Annotated in this window: 16 protein-coding genes; 10 read left to right on the plus strand and 6 right to left on the minus strand. The window is 67.9% G+C overall.

Annotated elements, in window-relative coordinates:
* Positions 1-10: 10 nt before the first annotated feature.
* Positions 11-1,750 (plus strand): S1C family serine protease, encoded by a 1,740-nt coding sequence (locus tag BMG523DRAFT_RS03875; protein ID WP_043590403.1) that lies wholly within the window; start codon positions 11-13, stop codon positions 1,748-1,750.
* A 1,053-nt stretch (positions 1,751-2,803) separates the two neighbouring features.
* Here BMG523DRAFT_RS03875 and BMG523DRAFT_RS25180 read toward each other — a convergent pair.
* Positions 2,804-3,526, minus strand: coding sequence for a hypothetical protein (locus BMG523DRAFT_RS25180; protein ID WP_023840608.1), 723 nt, complete (start codon positions 3,524-3,526; stop codon positions 2,804-2,806).
* Positions 3,527-4,103: 577 nt separating this feature from the next.
* Here BMG523DRAFT_RS25180 and BMG523DRAFT_RS22635 point away from each other — a divergent pair.
* Entirely contained in the window at positions 4,104-5,444 is a 1,341-nt protein-coding gene (locus BMG523DRAFT_RS22635) for an HNH endonuclease signature motif containing protein (RefSeq protein WP_255353844.1), read from the plus strand.
* A 122-nt stretch (positions 5,445-5,566) separates the two neighbouring features.
* Positions 5,567-5,923: a hypothetical protein gene (locus BMG523DRAFT_RS03885; protein WP_023840606.1), complete on the plus strand. Its 357-nt coding sequence runs from the start codon at positions 5,567-5,569 to the stop codon at positions 5,921-5,923.
* On the opposite strand, the gene BMG523DRAFT_RS03890 is transcribed toward BMG523DRAFT_RS03885, so the two are convergent.
* Positions 5,902-6,237: a type II toxin-antitoxin system VapB family antitoxin gene (locus tag BMG523DRAFT_RS03890; protein WP_035729259.1), complete on the minus strand. Its 336-nt coding sequence runs from the start codon at positions 6,235-6,237 to the stop codon at positions 5,902-5,904. The two genes, BMG523DRAFT_RS03885 and BMG523DRAFT_RS03890, sit on opposite strands and share 22 nt — an antisense overlap.
* 324 nt (positions 6,238-6,561) lie before the next feature.
* Between BMG523DRAFT_RS03890 and BMG523DRAFT_RS03895 the strand changes: the two genes are divergently transcribed.
* The 3 genes from BMG523DRAFT_RS03895 (at position 6,562) to BMG523DRAFT_RS03905 (ending at position 9,818) form a co-directional block, all read left to right on the plus strand.
* Positions 6,562-6,744 (plus strand): hypothetical protein, encoded by a 183-nt coding sequence (locus BMG523DRAFT_RS03895; RefSeq protein WP_035910939.1) that lies wholly within the window; start codon positions 6,562-6,564, stop codon positions 6,742-6,744.
* A 133-nt stretch (positions 6,745-6,877) separates the two neighbouring features.
* Positions 6,878-8,125, plus strand: a complete 1,248-nt coding sequence (locus tag BMG523DRAFT_RS03900; protein WP_011434540.1) for a pyridoxal phosphate-dependent aminotransferase — start codon at positions 6,878-6,880, stop codon at positions 8,123-8,125.
* 61 nt (positions 8,126-8,186) lie between these two features.
* The gene (locus BMG523DRAFT_RS03905; RefSeq protein WP_232234804.1) at positions 8,187-9,818 is read left to right on the plus strand and encodes a hypothetical protein; all 1,632 of its coding nucleotides are present in this window, start codon (positions 8,187-8,189) and stop codon (positions 9,816-9,818) included.
* Here BMG523DRAFT_RS03905 and BMG523DRAFT_RS03910 read toward each other — a convergent pair.
* Both BMG523DRAFT_RS03910 and BMG523DRAFT_RS27215 read right to left on the minus strand, forming a co-directional pair.
* On the minus strand, positions 9,760-10,401 hold the full coding sequence (locus tag BMG523DRAFT_RS03910; protein ID WP_043590405.1) for a hypothetical protein: 642 nt from the start codon (positions 10,399-10,401) through the stop codon (positions 9,760-9,762). The two genes, BMG523DRAFT_RS03905 and BMG523DRAFT_RS03910, sit on opposite strands and share 59 nt — an antisense overlap.
* A gap of 90 nt (positions 10,402-10,491) precedes the next feature.
* Positions 10,492-10,587, minus strand: coding sequence for a hypothetical protein (locus BMG523DRAFT_RS27215; protein ID WP_023840601.1), 96 nt, complete (start codon positions 10,585-10,587; stop codon positions 10,492-10,494).
* A gap of 379 nt (positions 10,588-10,966) precedes the next feature.
* On the opposite strand from BMG523DRAFT_RS27215, the gene BMG523DRAFT_RS03915 reads away from it, so the two are divergent.
* Positions 10,967-11,395, plus strand: a complete 429-nt coding sequence (locus BMG523DRAFT_RS03915; protein ID WP_011434537.1) for a Fur family transcriptional regulator — start codon at positions 10,967-10,969, stop codon at positions 11,393-11,395.
* Positions 11,396-11,472: 77 nt separating this feature from the next.
* Here the strand turns inward: BMG523DRAFT_RS03915 and BMG523DRAFT_RS03920 are convergent, their stop codons facing one another.
* Both BMG523DRAFT_RS03920 and BMG523DRAFT_RS03925 read right to left on the minus strand, forming a co-directional pair.
* Complete coding sequence (locus tag BMG523DRAFT_RS03920) at positions 11,473-12,699, minus strand: CapA family protein (protein ID WP_043590452.1); 1,227 nt, start codon at positions 12,697-12,699, stop codon at positions 11,473-11,475.
* 108 nt (positions 12,700-12,807) lie between these two features.
* The gene (locus tag BMG523DRAFT_RS03925) at positions 12,808-13,719 is read right to left on the minus strand and encodes an LLM class F420-dependent oxidoreductase (protein WP_011434535.1); all 912 of its coding nucleotides are present in this window, start codon (positions 13,717-13,719) and stop codon (positions 12,808-12,810) included.
* A gap of 105 nt (positions 13,720-13,824) precedes the next feature.
* Between BMG523DRAFT_RS03925 and pdhA the strand changes: the two genes are divergently transcribed.
* The 3 genes from pdhA to BMG523DRAFT_RS26210 all read left to right on the plus strand — a co-directional run.
* On the plus strand, positions 13,825-15,045 hold the full coding sequence (gene pdhA / locus BMG523DRAFT_RS03930) for a pyruvate dehydrogenase (acetyl-transferring) E1 component subunit alpha (protein WP_235187070.1): 1,221 nt from the start codon (positions 13,825-13,827) through the stop codon (positions 15,043-15,045).
* Positions 15,042-16,103, plus strand: coding sequence for an alpha-ketoacid dehydrogenase subunit beta (locus BMG523DRAFT_RS03935; RefSeq protein ID WP_011434533.1), 1,062 nt, complete (start codon positions 15,042-15,044; stop codon positions 16,101-16,103). The genes pdhA and BMG523DRAFT_RS03935 overlap by 4 nt, the downstream gene beginning before the upstream one ends.
* A 52-nt stretch (positions 16,104-16,155) precedes the next feature.
* On the plus strand, positions 16,156-16,607 hold a 452-nt coding region (locus BMG523DRAFT_RS26210; RefSeq protein WP_043590407.1), incomplete at its 3' end, for a biotin/lipoyl-containing protein.

Genomic DNA, 16,607 nt, shown 5'->3' on the forward strand with positions numbered 1-16,607 from the left:
AGTGCCTACCATGACACCGCGTCTCCCCTTCAGCAGTAGCGCCGAGGCCGCCCCCGGGGGCGGCGGCAGGGAGGGGTCCGGCGCCGGGCATGACTCCCCCTCCCCCTGGGCTCCGCCCATCGGCAGCGCGGCCGGGACACCAGCCGGCCAAGCTCACCCGGCTGGTCCCGCCAGCTCCGAACCCGACCTCCCGGCGGGCCCGCCTTCCCGTCCGCCCGGCTCGCCGTACAGCCAACCGCCGGCGCTGGGGCCATCCTCCGGCCAGCATCCTCAGTATCCGAATCCCCATCCCCCGCATGGGGATCCTCGTCCGTATCCGGATTCTCCGTACCCGGCCGGGCCGTCCCAGGCCAGCCAGCAGCAGGCCGCGTTCTCCGCGGGAAGCCCACCTCCGGCGGCGCCGCCCGGCGGCCCGTGGGGACCACCTTCAGGCCCGCCACCCAGTGGTCCCGCTGCCCCGAGAGCTCTGAACGGCGCGGCCGGCCCCGCGGGCCCCCCCGCGGGACCCCCGACCGGAGGGCATTCCTGGGGACCGCCGTGGAGTTCCCCGAGCGACGCCGGCTCGCCACCCGCCCAGGACCTCTACGGCAACGGGACAACCATGGCCGCCTCGCCGCCTTGGCGCCGACGGCGGCTCGTCGCCGCCGGACTCGCCATTGCCCTGGTCTCAGCTGGTGTAGGTGGCGGTGTCGGAGCGCTGGTCGCCGATAACAACGGGGGGCAGACCATCGTCACATCCGCCGGTCTGCACAACACCGTGGACAGTTCCGGTGGAACGTCGCCGGCAGCCGCGAACACCGTGTCGGCCGCGGCGCAGAAGATCCTGCCGAGTGTCGTGACAATCTCCGAGGAATCGAGCAGCGAGTCGGGCACCGGCTCCGGCACCATCATCCGTTCGGACGGGCATATCCTGACGAACAACCATGTGGTCTCGGGTGCCGCGAACGGCGGTTCGCTGACGGTCACCCTGCAGGACGGTCGTACCTTCGATGCGCAGGTCGTAGGCACGGATCCGAGCTCGGACCTCGCGATGATCAAAATCAATGCCACCGGTCTCACTGCGGCCACGTTCGGCAATTCCGACACGCTGAACATCGGGGAACTGGTGGTAGCGGTCGGCAGTCCGCTCGGGCTGAACGGTACGGTCACGTCCGGCATCGTCAGTGCCGTGCATCGCCCGGTGCGCACCGGGGATTCAACCGTGCGGGATCAGCAGAACACCGTGCTCGACGCAATCCAGACCGACGCATCGATCAACCCCGGTAACTCCGGTGGTCCGCTGGTCAACAGTCGCGGCGAGATCATCGGCGTGAACAGCGCGATCGCGACCGTGGGTGGTGGAAGTCCCTTCGGTGGTGGCCAGCAGTCCGGCAACATCGGCGTCGGTTTCGCTATTCCGGGCAACTATGCCGAGTCGGTGGCCACCCAGTTGATCTCCACGGGAAGCGCCCGGCACCCGTACCTGGGCGTCAGCGCCTCCACCGCGGAGGAGAACACCCGCTCCACCGCCTCCAGCGGCAACGGTGCACAGATCCGCTCCATGGTTCCGGGTGGACCCGCCGAAAGGGCCGGCCTTCGCACCGGCGACGTCATCACGAAGGTCGGCAACCGTGCCGTCAACGACGTCGACTCCCTCATCGCGGCGGTCCGGTCCCACGCCATCGGCGACGAGGTGGAAGTGACCTATACCCGTGATGGACAGAGCGGCACCGTCAAGGCCCGGCTCGCCCAACAACCACCGGCATCCTGAGCTATGTCCCGACCCGCAAGAAGCATGGTGCCATCCGGCGGAAGGCCGCGAATGGCCGGTCCGGTTCCGAACGCCGGTTCCGCCGAATTGGTGACAGATTTCGACTTATACTCATTGAAGGCAGATTCGTCCATGGCGGATTGGTCCCGTCTCCGACGGGACATGGCCACCCTGCCGTGGGACCTACCAGGCAAAGTAACCAGCCGTAGTCGATGAGGATCAAAGTGCGACGGCATCAGTAGTCAAGCGTTATCGACTGTCGAATCGGCGACAACAAAATCTTCACGACGTTCACCCGCTGCGGGGGACGAACTTCTAGCATTGGGACTGCCTCACCGGGCTACCGATGGGGCGATGCCGGCCCGTTCCGGGGCCGCCGCTAGTCCCCGGGGAGAAGCTGAGTATGGACGACGACGCGGACCTGGTGGCCCGTGTCCGACGTGGTGACCGACAGGCGTTCGACGATCTCTACGATCTGTACGCCGATGATGTCTTCTCGATGTGCCTGCTGATTCTGGGCGATCCCACCGTGGCCCGCGCAGCGGCCGGGACGGCGTTCGCCCTCGTCGCCCGCACTCGTCTAAATCCTCTGAGCGATCCCACCCGGCTGCGGTCCTGGCTACTCGAGCTTGCTCGAGGAAGCGCTCTGGCCTGGTCTGGATCGCCCCAGGCGCGCAGCATCCCGGTACCCCATGGAGTCTCGCCCGAAGAGCTCCTCGCCGGTGCCGTGGTTCCGGCGCCAGCGAGTCTGCGGGTCGGCCTCGCGCGCACCTTCGATCGCGCCGCTGTCGCGGCTGTAGCCGCAGCCTCAGCCGCCAGTCGGCGGGCAGCGGCAGCGGCAGCGGCAGCGGCAGCCGATACTGAGAGCGAAGTCGGCGAGACCACCAAGGAGACACCGAAGGTCAATCTCGTCAAGGTACCGACGGCTCCACCCAGCGGTGACAGGTACGCCGACGCCGAGAAAACCATCATCGCCGCCACCACGCACTCCGTGCGTGTACTCCCGCTCATGCGCATGGACTCCGACAACGACCTCACCGACGCACCGCAGACTCATGCTGGCCGCGGCAGCGCGGGATGGCGCAGGCGGTCGGCGGTGGCAGTCGCCGCGGTGACGGCCATCGCCGTCGCCGGCCTCACGGCGGCCATGAACTGGCCCACCTCCGATGCCCAGCTGCTGTCGGAGGACGAGCCGAATATCACGCAGGTGACGCAGGGGCAGGTGACGCAGGCACCGACCCCGGACGCGATACGTCCGCCCATGCCTGCGGCCGCACCCAGCAATGCGGCCGCGACGTCCTCGACAGTCGTCCCGACGGTTGCCGGAGCGTTTACCAGCCGGGCTGCATCGCCCGGAGGCTTGGAACCACACCTCATGGAGCCCATCGCGCGACAGGTCAGCAAGCCCTCGCCCTCCGCCACCCACCGTCCCGACCCTGCTTTTGTCAAGACGCCTGCGACATCGCCTCCGTCCTCGCCATCCACCGCCCCGGCGCCACGCACGCCGACGACGGAGCCACCGACCACGACTCCTACACAGCCGCCAACCACGGCTCCATCGCCAGCCAGCAGACCCACGACGGCACCCACCAGCACCCCACCCTCGACGACACCGACCGGGGTGGACGCTCCGACGCCGACGTCCCCGCCGAGTGGCAACCCCGGGAGCCCAAGTACCGGACCTGCCCCCAGCAGTTTCTCCACCGGAGGGACAAGTTCACCCAGCACGGGCGGCTGGATCACCAGTACGATCACAATACCGCTGCCCATTTTCATCTAGTCTTCTCTCTCTAGTACACATTGCACAACAATGTGGGTACGGGCATACTCAAAAGCTGCCAGGTCGAGAGACGTTAAAAGGCCCGAGATCCGCCGAGTGCCGATACTCGGCCTAGAAGGGACTGCGGTTCGGTCCCGGACCCGTCGGCGCCATAATCACGCATTGCCCACGCAGGGTCCCCGGCCCCGTTCTCCGCCAGTATGTCGAAAAGAAATATGCCGCAGAGTTTCTCGCCGATGAGCTGGCATAATTGGCTACCTCTCACGGAAGATCATCACCGTGTTCTGGCTGTGCTCGCGTACTTGAAATCCCGCGCACTTGAAAGGATGACAGGAGCCAACCGAACACATGGTCGATTCTGCGTCACACTCGCCACGGCGTCAACCCCTACGCCCGTCGAGGAAGACCGCACCGCGGAACAGCGCATGACTTGCGGCTGTGGCGACCGCATCCTCAAGCAAACAGAATTCTCGATGTCGCCCCCGCTGACGATCTATAACGCGATCTACGCTGAGATGGTTCGCCCACCAGACGCGGTTGACGATGGTCCCATCGCGCGCCATAATCGAACACATGTTCGGTAAAGATCTGGAGACGGTTCCCCTCCCTGCCCTCGAGACGGAACTCTGCAGCTGGGCGGGTCGACTGGCTGCCGCCACCTGCCGTTGGCTGATTCTGCTCGCTGCCTTCGATCGCCGCAAAGGTTGGTCCGCCAGCGGCATGCCGACCTGCGCGCACTGGTTGTCCTGGCGGTGCGGACTCGGACTTCGCGCCAGCTACGACTACCTTCGAGTCGCCCGAGCACTAGAACTCCTTCCCCTCATTCGCGAGTCCTTCTCCAAAGGAGAGATCTCCTATTCAAAGGTTCGGGCTATAACACGTGTCGCCGAGCCGGAGACGGAAGCAAGGTGGGTTGAGCAGGCCGCACAGTGCACAGCGCAGAAGCTCGAGAGACTCGTGTCCTTGCATGCCAAAATCAATCATGATCAAAAAGATGAGAACGGGGGGCGCGACGAAGATGGCCCGAACAATACGCGGTGCTCTTGGCGGTGGAACGAAGATGGAACATTTTCACTGTCCGTCCGCCTCGATCCAGCCCGTGGTGCGATCATTGAGAGCGCTCTCGTCATGGCCATGTCAAGCCTGCACGACTCCCGAGACTCTAACCGGGAAGATTCTTCCACGACATCCGATGCCGAGGGCTCGATCAATGACACCTCGATAACACACGCAGGTCCTGAGATGAAAGCCGATGCCTTGACGGCTATGTCCGAATCTTTCCTCTCCACCGGCGCTCCCACGCTGATGAGCTCCACATCTCACACGATAAATGTACACATAGATATTGATACACTTATCGGTTCAAGCCGAGAGAACCATGGATCCCCCCTCCAGCGACATGAAGGGAATGGACTGAATACCCGAAGGTGTGATATGAAGGACCATATCCCCGTTCTACCGAACGTCGTTCGAAGACTGTCCTGCGACAGCCTCCTTCGGACACTTATTATAGACTCCAAGGGAAACCCTCTCATGCTGGGTCGCACCCGCCGAAACCCAACCACGAGATTGCGGCTAGCAATTTATGCACGCGACCGAGGGGTATGCCAGTATCCGGGCTGCCATCATACCCGCTGGCTCCAGGTACATCATATGAAGGAATGGGCATCCGGAGGCGGAAATACAGATCTTGATAATCTCGTTCTGATCTGCTCCCTTCATCATCGGACTATTCATGAAAGGCGGATTGTTCTGCAGCGCGGACGCGACGGTTCGATTGTCGCCCGCCATCGTGACGGAACGCTGATGCAGCAGGCGCCACGGCTGCATCTGGGTCCGGATCTGTTGGAGCTCCTCAGCGATAACACCTCAGCCGCGCCAGCTGAGACCGTCCCGACAAGACGAGTAGCCTGAATTACCCCCAGGGGGTATGGACATGATCCAAATGTCTGCCTCGGCGTACCGCGACCCGATGGGGGGGGGACACGAGAGCCGATGCTCAGCTACGAACGGGATGCCCGTAGGCTCCCAACCTTGTGAGCCCCATCCTCGCGCCCGGACGAGCTGGGAACTTCATCCGAGCCCTGTTCATCATCCTGCTGCTTGTGCTGCTGATGCGGACGGTGTATCTGATGTGGTTCTTCCGCACCCCCGCGTGGACATCACGACCGGACGAGATCCGCTACTGCGGCGGATGGTACAAGCGTTCAGACGAGCTGGACATCGCAGGAAGCCGTGCACGCCAGATGGCAGGTGGCAGCCTCAAGGAGGTCAGGCGGTCACCGGTGTTCCGCCCGATCATGGCGTACCGTCCGACATCAGACTGTCCGCGCTACCTCTTCGCCAGGGTCGGCAAGGACGTCTTCGTCATCTACCGCGCCGCCGACGACTGAGCCGGACCGGTCAGGGCCGGGCCGGTCAGAACGTAGACGCGGGCGTGTATGGACGTGCGCTGCTGCAGCGCGGCCCGTACAGCACGGTGCAGGCCATCCTCCAGGTAGAGGGCTCCGTCCCACTCGACGACGTGAGGGAAGAGGTCACCGTAGAAGGTCGAGTCCTCATCGAGGAGAACATCGAGTGCGAGCACTCGCTTGGTGGTGACGAGCTGGTCAAGCCGAACCTGGCGAGGGGGAATGGCCGCCCAGTCCCGCTGGCCAAGGCCGTGCTCGGGGTACGGGCGACCGTCTCCGACCAATCTGAAGATCACCGGCACCTCCTCCTCGAGGGCGAGACATTCTCCGACCACGACAGCCTAGAATCCCCGCCCCTCCTATAAGACCCCGGTGGCCCCGCAGCATCGAGCCGCGTGGACACCCGGACCACGGCTGCAGGTCAGATGCCCCCAGCTGGCACCCCTTCTCCCGATCTCACAGCCAGGCATGACTTAAGTAAGCTTAACCTGATGCCAAGGAGATTCCATGGACGACGTCGTGCTCTGCCCGCCTCCAGACGCCGGTCGACGCATCGACCTCTCCACGTGTGCGCTTGCCGAACCGGATCTGATCAGTGCGTATTCACCTGATCTCACCAGATGCCGCAGCTTGCCCGGCACGGGAAACCTGCGGCGACCGGTGACAAGATTGCCGGAGTGCAGGTGACCGGAGTGCAGGTGACTCCAGCTCCATCACAGGTCAAGATCGGTCTCATCGATACGATCGATCTCAAGGCGAATATCGTCAATCTTCGTGCCAAGGAGCGGCACGGCTCTCGGTGACCGGACAGGGATCAGCCGATCAGGCCGGACGAGCACGCAACCGTCGAGTTCGGAGTCACTCCCTCGGGGTGAACTCGCCGGCACGCCGCCGACCGGTCGAAAATCCGCTGGACAGCCCACCTACCCTGGGCAGATGGAGTTCACCCAGTCCGACAAGCTCGCCGACGTCTGCTACGACGTCCGTGGGCCTGTCCTCGACGAAGCGACCCGGCTGGAAGCTGCGGGGTCGCGCATCCTCAAGCTGAACATCGGCAATCCCGCGCCGTTCGGCTTCTCCGCACCGCCGGAGGTACTCGAGGCCGTCGTGGCAAACCTTGCGGATGCACAGGGTTACAGCGACTCCAAGGGACTACTCGCCGCCCGGGAAGCGGTCGTGCGCTATCACCTCCGCAAGGGGGTCACCGGCATCGACCCCGGCGGGGTCTACCTCGGCAACGGCGTCTCCGAACTGATCATGATGTCGTTGCAGGCGTTGCTCAACAACGGCGACGAGGTGCTGCTCCCCGCGCCCGACTATCCACTGTGGACGGCCGTGGTCAGCCTGTGCGGTGGCCGGCCCGTGCACTACCTCTGCGACGAGTCCGCCGGCTGGGCGCCCGACCTCGACGACATCGCCGCCAAGGTCACCCCCCGGACACGAGCGATCGTCGTCATCAACCCGAACAACCCGACTGGTGCCGTCTACGACCGGCAGGTGCTGGAGAACATCGTCGAGGTCGCCCGCCGCCACCACCTGATGCTGCTGTCCGATGAGATCTACGACCGGATCCTCTACGAGGACGCCGAGCACATCGCGACCGCAGCGCTCGCGCCGGACCTGGTCTGCATGACCTTCAACGGGCTGTCGAAGTCCTATCGGCTGGCCGGGTTCCGGGCCGGGTGGATGGTGATGTCCGGTCCGCGCGGCCACGCCTCGAGCTACATCGAGGGAGTGAACATCCTCGCGAACATGCGCCTGTGCGCCAACGCGCCCGGGCAGTTCGCCACGGTCGCCGCCCTCACGGAGGACGGCGGCGCAGGGGACCTCGTCCTGCCCGGCGGCCGGCTGCGCGAACAACGAGACACGGTCGTGAAGCTCCTCAACGACATCCCCGGGGTGTCGTGCGTCCCGCCGCGGGGGGCGCTGTACGCCTTCCCCCGGCTGGACCCCGCCGTCTACCCGATCCGGGACGACGAGCGCTTCGTCCTCGATCTGCTGTTGGCCGAGAAGATCCTGCTCGTCCAGGGCAGCGGCTTCAACTGGCCGCATCCCGACCATGTCCGGATCGTGACCCTGCCCGCGGTGGACGATCTCACGGACGCCATCGGCCGGATCGATCGCTTCCTGGCCTCCTACAAACGCCCCTCCCAACAACAGTGCCCCTCCCAACGACGGAACTGACGGAGCAATCGACACCATCGGGGAGGTTGTCCACAGGACGCCAGTGTCCTGTGGACAACCTGTGGAAAAACGGCATGGCGACGTCCTGCTCGTGGGTCTACTGGTCGCCGCCACGATCGGGGTGCAGATCGCGCTGCGAGCCCGGATCGATCGTCCGCTCTGGTACGACGAGCTGTGGCGCCCGCACTTCGCGGGGGAACCGTGGCCGACGTTCTGGTCGGAGCTGACGGCGGCCAACACCCCGTCCTCGGTCGGCTCACTGGCACTGACCCGGCTGACCGGGACCATCCTCGGCTGGCACAGCTGGTCGCTCCGGCTCGTCGGAGCGGGAATCTGGCTACCGCTTCTCGCTACGGGCGGCTTCCTGCTCGCGCGGCGGTTCACCGGCCGGGTACCGGCCGTGGCCGCCACGGTGACGACCGCCCTCGCCGGCACCGTCGTCGACACCGGCACGCAGCTCAAGCCCTACGTCCTCGATGCGGTGGTCACCCTCGCGGTGGTCGCGCTGTGGACGGGACAGGCCACGCTCCCACGCCGGACCGCGGCCGGGGCGCTGGCGCTGCTGTCGCTGCCAGCGGTGTTTCTGCTGGTTCCCCTCGCTGGCTACGACCTGGTCCGCGCGGTGCCCCGACGCACCGTGGTGCGCACCGCCGGACGGGTGGGCCCCGCCCTCCTCCTGACCGGCACCCACATGATGATCTTTGTGGCGCACCAGTCCAGCCAACGGGCGAGCCATTTCTGGGACGATCACTTCCTCGCCGGTCGAGGGATCCTTGGCGGCCTGCGGTTCACGCTCGAACAGACCGGCGCGATTCTCGGTGGCGTCCCGCCCGGGATCGACCGTTATGACCCCAATCTGGTGCACTCCCTCCTCGAGGGGCATCGCCTCCCGACGCTGCTCGTCGGGACGGCCACGGCGGTTGCGCTGGCGCTCGGAGTCCGGGTACTGCGCCGGCGCCCCGACGGGATGATCCTTATCGTCGCCTTGGTCGGCGCCGAACTGCTCCAACTCGCGGCCAGCGCCGGACGCTACTGGCCCTTCGGGGCCTGTCGGACCAACCTGTTTCTGGTTCCGTTGCTCGCCATCATCGTCGCGGTCGGCGTCGCCGACCTGGCCCGCACGGCCCAGACAGCCAGGCTGGTTGGGCCGGCGCGGCTTCCCGCGGCCGTCGGCCTGATCGCGCTGGCGGTGATGCCGGTCTGCGCGGTCGGCGGGACCGTCACGCTATGGGACGAACGCCACGATCCCCGTCCGATCGAGGCCATGGTCGACGCGACGATCGCCGCCCGCGCCGAGTATCGGGCGGGCGATCTCGTCATCGTCGGCGGCCGACTGGCACGGGCGGGCTGGCTCTACGCCATGGACCTCAGCGACGACGCATCGTCCGGGGAACCGCCGGTCGGGCCCCGGGTACCCCGATCGGCGACGACCTTCCTGAGCGTGATCGGGAAGGACGGCGCGGACGGCGCGGACAGCGCGATCCGCAGCCGCCCGCAACCGCCGAACCGGATCCTGCTGTTCATCCTCGCCTACGACCTCCGGGGCACGGCCGCCGAACTCGCGTCCCTGCGGCAGGCCGGATGGTGTGAGCAAGAGATCCGGACCTTTCCGCTCACCGGCACCCTGCACGGCCTCACCCGCTGCGCCCCGACGCCGCGGGGGGACTCGCGGTCGCCATCGGCTGTCCGATGAGAGCGGCCAGTGCCCCCCATTCCCGGTCACCGTCCGCCAACGACGCCGCGATGCGCTGCTGCAGCACGCCGACCTGGATCCGGGTGCCATCGAAGAGCTGCTTGCAGGACGCCGCAGCGGCGGCGTAGTCCCTGCCGCCGGCATCGAACCGCGCCTGCGCGGCCACGGTCGGCGGCACCGGCGCGGTCAGCGCCGCCTGCGTGTCGGTGCCGAGGGAGACACAGACGGGCTGCAGGGAAGCGCCGTCCTGGGCGGCCAGATACGCCCGGGCCGCCGCGACGTCCGTGGCGACCCGGGCCCGCAGACCCTCGCTGCCGTGGTACCAGGAGGCCAGCTCGGCAGAGTCGTTCGCGGTGGACACAGAATCGCCAGCGGTGGACACAGAATCGTTCGCGGTGGACACAGAATCGCCAGCGGTGGACGTGGGCAGCCCGGACGCCGGATCCGCACCGCCCGCCAGGGTCGCCGCTCCCCCGCCGATCACCAACACGATCGCGCCGAGGATGGCGAGCCGACTACCGAGGGGGTTCTGGAGCGGATCCGGTTCCCGCAACCACCCAGGTCGGCCGCTACGCCCCGCCATGCATCCCTCCGTCCTGGATCTACTCTGGGCGAAGGTTATGCCTCGGAGTGTTGCAGATCATCGGTGGGTGCGACCGTCAGCGTGCGGCCGTCAGCAGTTGGCGAGTTCGGGTTTCTGGTTGAGCACCTGCGCTCCGATCGAGACGAAACGCCGGTACTGCTCGCCACCGGCGGAGTCGTGCCACACCCAGCGCCTCCGAGATGAAAACCATTTTCAATAATGACAAACGGACGCGTGCCCATTCCCATCGACAGGCACGCCCAGCGCGACGAGGAGATGAGAAAGTGAGAACGTGGCCCGTACACCCCAAGAGAACGTGGCCCGTACACCCCAAGAAGCTCATGGGTCCGAGCCGACCCCACGGCTGGCGCGCACCCCGGGCGGGACGGACGGCACAGTCGGGATGAGAGGCACGGACGGTAAGGGCGCCTCCGGCAACAGACTGAACCGACCAGACAGCCTGAACGGCGGCGAAGGGAGCAACGTGAGCACCACGGGGAACGACACCAGGTCGGCCGGCGCGGGCCGGCCGGCCCGCGACCCCTGCAACCATCGGGATGAGACGGTGGAGCGCCGTCCGGCGCCGAGCCGGGGGACGGCCGTGCGTGCCACCCGGCAGGGCGACGCCGTCTCCGCCGCGCTTGCCGAGACCGACGCCTTTACCAGCGCCCAGGATCTGCACGCCCGGCTACGGGCGCAGGGCGCCGCGGTCGGGCTCACGACAGTGTACCGCCATCTGCAGGTGCTGGCCGACCGCGGCGAGGTCGACATGATCCGCCGGGACGACGGTGAGACGGTCTACCGGCGCTGTGCCTCCGACGACCATCACCATCACCTTGTCTGCCGCTCCTGCGGCCGGACGGTGGAGATCGCCGGACCGGAGATCGAGGCGTGGACCGCCAAGGTCGCCAACGCCGAGGGATTCGTCGACGTCGTGCACACCGTGGAGATCTACGGCACCTGCACCATCTGCGCGGCCCGACCAGCCACCTGAGCGAGGTTCCCGGCGGAGCACAGTGCGCGCGGCGGAGCACAGTGCGCGCGGCGGAGCACAGTGCGCGCAGCCGTCGGTCAGGGTGCCGTCGCCGAGAGGCCGGTGCAGGCGCGCAGAGCGTTCCAACTCGCCAGGGCCCGGGCTCCCGCGGCACCGGTCACCGGCTGGGGGATGCCCCCCACGATCCGGGCGGGTAGCCAGGCGGCGGCCGTGACCGCCCGGCCGGCGACGGTCAGTTCCAGCACCCCGGACTCGGTGTTCCGGCCGGCGCCGGAGGAATAGAACACGAAGTTCCCCAACCCGTAGCCGACGTACACTCCATCGGAGTTCCATCCAGCGCCCAACAGAACGTGGGCGTGGCTCCCGATGACGACGTCCGCGCCCGCGGCCGCCAGCCGGGGGAGCAGGGCGCGCTGTGCCTCGTTGGGGCACTGCTGCTGCTCGGTCCCCCAGTGCAGGAAGACGATGACCGTGTCCGCCGCGGCCCGCACGGCCCGCACGGCTCGCACCAGCCGATCGACCTCCTTGGCCGATGCCAGGCCGGGCTTGTGCGGACCCGCCGTCCAGGCCGCGATCAACTCGTCGTCGAGCACCTGGGTGGCCCCGAGGACGGCGATACGCTGCCCCTTGACCGTCGTCGTGTACGGGGCGTACGCGGCGGTGTCGTCCACGCCGATGCCGACGAGCGGGAAGTGCGCCTCCCGAGCGTAACGCAGCGAATCCTGCAGGCCTTCGATGCCGTAGTCCATGCCGTGGTTGTTGGCCATCGTGACAACGTCGATGCCGGCCGCCCGTACCGCGGTGAACGCGGTGGGCGAAGCCCGGAACACATACGCCTTCTGGGCCGCGGTGCCACGGTCCGTCACCGCCGTCTCCAGGTTCGCGATCGCAAGATCGGCCGCGCTCAGGGCCGCCGACATGGGTCCGATCGCCGTCCGCGGATCGGCGGCGAGCCGCTGACCGGGAGCACCCGCGAAGTGGATGTCGCCGCCGAAGGCGATGGTGACCGGCTGCCCCGTCGGCCGCCGCGGGCCGTCACCGACGGGGGCGGCTCCCCCGGCTCCCCCGGCTCCCCCGGCTCCCCCGGTGGCCGCGGCTGAGGCGGAGGGACCGGTGGTGACGGGGGCACCATCGGCATGAGTCGTCGGCGTCGGCCTCGGATGGTCCTCGCCGTAGGGCACGGCGCAGGCCACGAACATGAATCCGACGATGACGGCGACGCCACCGGCGACGGCCGTGCGCCCGCGTCTGCACCGAACACGCCGAACACGCCGAACACGCCGGCTGACTGCACCCCGCTCCACCCCAGGCTCCCCCTCCGTGACGACCGCGCCACGACGAGCCACTCGCAAACCGGCCGCGTCCCGACCGTTCCCATGATCCCGAACTCGACCGCCGTGGTCCGTCCGAGGTCAGAGTGCCGACAGCACCGGTGCCAGTTCGCGCCACTGCCGACGCGGCAGCCCACGGCGGTCGAAGTCAAGCACCTGCACGGCCACCTGATCGGCCCCGGCGTCGAGATGCTCCTTGATCCGCCCGAGCAGGACGTCCGCGTCCCCCCAGGGGACGATCGTGTCGACCAGGCGGTCCGAGCCCGAGCCGGCGAGATCGTCGTCGTCGAACCCGAAGCGCCGCAGGTTCGTCGTGTAGTTCGGCAGCCGAAGATAGGACCCGGTGTGCCGGCGGGCGAGCTCACGGGCCTGTTCCGGATCGGTGTGCAAGACGAACGCCTGCTCGGGGACGAGCAGCTTGCCGGGCCCAAGGATGTCCCGGGCGGCAGCGGTGTGCTCGGGTGGCACGAAATAGGTGTGGGCGCCGTCGGCCCGGTCCCGGGCGAGGCCGAGCATCTTCGGACCGAGCGCGGCGAGCACCCGTGGCGGGACACCGGGCGGTGGCACGGCCCGGTACTGCTCGACCGCCATCCGGTCCATCTCGTCGAGGTACGCCGCCATCTGGGCGAGTGGGCGCGTGTAGGAGGCGCCCCGGATGTGCATCAGCTCGGCGTGGGACACCCCGAGCCCGAGCAGGAACCGGTCCGGGTACGCCTCGGCGAGGGCCAGCTGACCGGCGGTCATGGTGAGCGGGTTACGGGCGAGGATCTGCGCGATCCCGGTCGCGATCGTCATCCGGGAGGTGGCCGCGAGCGCCAGAGCGGCGGTGACCAGCACCTCGCGCCCCTTGACCTCACCGGTCCACAACGTCGGATAACCGAGATCGTCGAGTTCCGCGACCGCCTCCCGGACGACCGCGGCCGGGGAGAAGTCGAACTGGCCACTCCAGATCCCCACCTTGCCGATCTCACGCCGGGCCGGCGGGCGGCTCATGTGCTGCGCACTCGTCACCGCGCAACCGTACCGAGCAGGAACGATGGTCACTCGTCACGGCGGGACCGCCGGATCCGGTTGCCACTGTCCGTCCAAGGTCTATCGTTGGCAAGTGTGACGGAGCTCATGCAGCTGCTCACCCCGACCGGCCACCGGATCACCACCGCGTCCACGACGACGGCAGCCGGACCCGACGCGCCGGGACCCGATCCCTCCAGAGCCCGCGCCGGCGGGGTGGACGCCGCGGGAGCGGACCCGCCCCGGACAGCCGTCGATCTGGCCGCCCAGATCGCCGACCTGACCGACGACGACCTGTACGGGCTGTATCGGGACATGGTGTTCATCCGCCGGTTCGATGAGGAGGCGACCAGCCTGCAGCGCCAGGGCGAGCTGGGGCTGTGGGCGAGCCTGCGGGGCCAGGAGGCGGCCCAAGTCGGATCCGGCCGGGCGCTGAGGCCCGGCGACATGGTGTTCCCGTCGTACCGGGAACACGGGGTGGCCTGGTGCCGGGGAGTCAGGCCGAGGGAAATCCTGGCGATCTATCGCGGCACGACGCTCGGTGGCTGGGATCCGGGCACCCACGGGTGCGCCCTCTACTCGATCGTCGTGGGCTCGCAGGCACTGCATGCCACCGGCTACGCGATGGGAATCGCCCGGGACGGCACCAACGACGCGGCCATTGCGTACTTCGGTGACGGGGCGTCAAGCGAGGGCGATGTCAGCGAGGCGTTCGGATGGGCGAGCGTGTTCGCCGCCCCGCTGGTGTTCTTCTGCCAGAACAACCAGTGGGCCATCTCGGCACCTGCCCGGCGCCAGAGCCGGATCGAGATCGTCCACCGGGCCGCGGGCTTCGGTTTCCCGGGCGTGCGGGTGGACGGCAACGACGTGCTGGCGTGTCTCGCGGTGACCCGGTGGGCCCTGGCGACCGCGCGTGCCGGGCGTGGTCCGGTGCTGGTGGAGGCCGTGACCTACCGGATGAATCCACACACCACGGCAGACGATCCCAGCCGCTACCGTCCGAAGGGTGAACTGGACATGTGGCGTCGGCGTGATCCGTTGGACCGGATGCGCGCCTACCTGACGGCGCGGGGCCTGCTCACCGAGGAGAGTCTGCGGCAGCTGGCCATCGAGGCGGACTCCTTCGCGCACGAGCTGCGCGCGCAGTGCGTCGCGCTGCCGGATCCGATCCCGGCCAGCCTGTTCGACCATGTGCAGGTGGCTGAGAATGAACTCGTGACGGCCCAGCGATCGGCGTTGGCGGCCATGTTCGACGTGGAGGGGCCCGGCGTGGAGGACGAGATGGGCGTACCCGAGGGGAACCGGTGACCAGCGGGGCCGTCGTCGCCGGGGAGCAGCGCTCCGACGAGGTCGGTGAGCGGGTTGCCCGCGCCCCGGTCACCATGGCCAAGGCGTTGAACCTCGGGCTGCGTTCGGCGATGGCAGCCGATCCCAAGGTTTTGATCATGGGGGAGGACGTCGGCAAGCTCGGCGGGGTCTTCCGGGTGACCGACGGGCTGCAACAGGAGTTCGGCGAGGCCCGGGTCATCGACACCCCGCTGGCCGAGTCGGCGATCGTCGGCACGGCGATCGGGCTGGCCATGCGCGGTTACCGGCCGGTCTGTGAGATCCAGTTCGACGGGTTCGTCTATCCCGCGTTCGACCAGATCGTCAGCCAGCTCGCGAAGCTGCACTACCGGTCGGCCGGCCGGATCCGGCTGCCGGTGACAATCCGCATCCCCTTCGGCGGCGGGATCGGCGCCGTCGAGCATCACAGTGAGTCGCCGGAAGCGTACTTCTGTCACACCGCCGGCCTGAAGGTTGTCGCCTGCTCGAACCCGGTCGACGCCCATCACATGATCCAGCAGGCCATCCGGTCCGACGATCCGGTGATCTTCCTCGAACCGAAACGGCGGTACTGGGAGAAGGGCGTGGTCGACCCGCGCCCCCTCGCCGAACTGCCCGCGGGCGAGCTCACCCAGCTGCACGCCAGCCGGGTCGTGCGCACCGGCACGGACGCGACCCTCGTCGGCTATGGCCCCACCGTACGGACCTGCCTCGACGCCGCCGAGATCAGCGCGGCGGACGACAGCCGGTCGCTGGAGGTCATCGACCTGCGGACGCTCTCACCCCTGGACCTGGAACCCGTGCTCGACTCGGTACGCCGGACCGGCCGGCTGGTCGTGGTCCATGAGGCACCGTCCAACGTCTCGGTGTCGGCCGAGGTCGCCGCGCGGGTGACGGAGCGGGCGTTCTACTCCCTGGAGGCGCCGGTCCTGCGGGTCACCGGCTTCGACACCCCGTATCCCCCGGCCCGCCTCGAAGATCACTACCTCCCCGACGTCGACCGCATCCTCGACGCCGTGGACCGTTCTTTCGCGTACTGAGCGTACTGAGAAGCATGAGGACCGACCAACCGGCTATCTGACTGGGGTTACCGTGACGCAGCGACAGTTCCGGCTCCCTGACCTCGGCGAAGGTCTGACCGAGGCGGACATCGTCCGGTGGCTTGCCCAGGTCGGGGACACCGTCACGGTGAACCAGCCCCTCGTCGAGGTCGAGACCGCGAAGGCGGTCGTCGAGGTCCCCAGCCCGTTCGCCGGGATCCTGGTCGAGACCCACGGCGCCGAGGGAACGACCCTCGCGGTCGGCGCACCCCTGCTGACCATCCAGACCGCCGACACCGACACCTACGTCGACACCGGCACCAACGCCGACGGGACGGGTGGGAACGGGACGGGTGCGAACAGCCTGCCGACATCCCGGGACGCTGGCAGCATCGAGCGCACCCCCGTCCTCGTGGGCTATGGACCGAGGACGGCCGAGAGCCGCCGGCGCCGCCCTCGACGACCACCTACGCCAGCCGGTCCGGTCCACACAGCCGGTCCGGT

Origin of the sequence: Frankia sp. BMG5.23, assembly GCF_000685765.2 — a bacterium.
Classification (GTDB): Bacteria; Actinomycetota; Actinomycetes; order Frankiales; family Frankiaceae; genus Frankia; species Frankia casuarinae.